At 56.1% G+C, this 1329-nt stretch carries 2 protein-coding genes; both read right to left on the bottom strand.

Annotation, left to right across the window (positions count from 1 at the left end):
• Nucleotides 1–81 precede the first annotated feature (81 nt).
• Nucleotides 82–843, bottom strand: a complete 762-nt coding sequence (gene uppS / locus ADADOO_RS01290; protein ID WP_511274357.1) for a polyprenyl diphosphate synthase — start codon at nt 841–843, stop codon at nt 82–84.
• Nucleotides 844–870: 27 nt separating this feature from the next.
• Nucleotides 871–1329, bottom strand: a 459-nt coding sequence (gene frr / locus ADADOO_RS01295) for a ribosome recycling factor (protein WP_511274358.1), incomplete at its 5' end; no start/stop codon positions are given.

Below are 1329 nucleotides of genomic sequence, written 5' to 3' on the forward strand. Positions count from 1 at the left end.
AAGGCCCAGCCGGCCTGCGATGAATAAAACAGACTGGGCAACAGCAACGCCACCAGGATCAGCGCCGTGATGATGCGTGTTTTAAGCATTCGGCTTTTCCACCAGCTGTTCACTGGTTCGGCCGAAGCGACGTTCGCGCTGCTGGAATGATGTGATCGCTTTATCGAACTCGGCGGTATCGAAATCTGGCCAGAGAATAGGTGTGAAATAAAGTTCGGTGTAGGCCAGTTGCCAGAGCAGGAAATTACTGATCCGCTCCTCGCCGCCGGTGCGGATAAACAAATCGGGCTCCGGCGCAAAATTCATCGACAAATGTGGCTCAAGATCACTCTCCTGCCAGCCGTCACGTTTTTCAGGCTGGGCGGCGAGCATTTGATTGGTCGCCTGCATGATGTCCCAGCGTCCGCCGTAGTTGGCAGCGATAGTCAGGTCGAGGCGGGTATTGCCGGCAGTCCTCGCCGCAGCCTGCTGAATCAGTTCTTGAAGACGCGGCTCGAAACGCGACAAATCGCCGATGATGCGCAGGCGGACGCCATTGCGATCCAACTTTTCGACTTCCTGTTCCAGTGCCTTGACAAAGAGCTGCATGAGCAGCGAAACCTCATCCTGCGGTCGACGCCAATTTTCGGACGAAAACGCAAAAAGGGTCAGATATTGAATGCCGCGCTCAAGACAGGCGCGAACCATTTCACGCACCAACTCGACGCCTTTGACATGACCAGCAACTCGCGGCAAAAAACGTTTTTTCGCCCAGCGTCCATTGCCATCCATAATGACGGCGACGTGCTGAGGCACGACCGCCGTTGGCGGAACCTGTTGTGTCGAACTGGAAAAGAAGGCCATGCAGCCGGGAATCCGAGCGGAACCGGCTTAAACCTGCATGAGCTCAGCCTCTTTGGCGGCGAGCATCTTATCGACTTCGACGATATAGCGATCGGTCAGTTTCTGGACGTCATCCTGGGCCTTGCGCTCGTCATCTTCGGGAATTTCGCCCTTTTTCAGCGCTTCTTTCAGATGGGCATTGGCATCACGACGCAGATTGCGAATGGCCACCTTGACGCCCTCGCCTTCGGTCTTGACGATCTTGATCATTTCCTTGCGACGTTCTTCGGTCAGCGCCGGCATCGGCACGCGAATGAGGTCGCCCTGCGATGCCGGATTCAGGCCAAGGTCGCAATCGCGAATGGCTTTTTCAACCTTTTGCAGCATGGCCTTTTCCCAAGGCTGGACGCCGATGGTCCGGGCATCGACCAGGGTAACGTTGGCCACCTGATTGACCGGCACCATCGAGCCGTAGTAATCGACCTGAACGTGATCGAGCAGACCGAC

Source organism: Azonexus sp. (assembly GCF_036170495.1).
Taxonomy (GTDB): domain Bacteria; phylum Pseudomonadota; class Gammaproteobacteria; order Burkholderiales; family Rhodocyclaceae; genus Azonexus.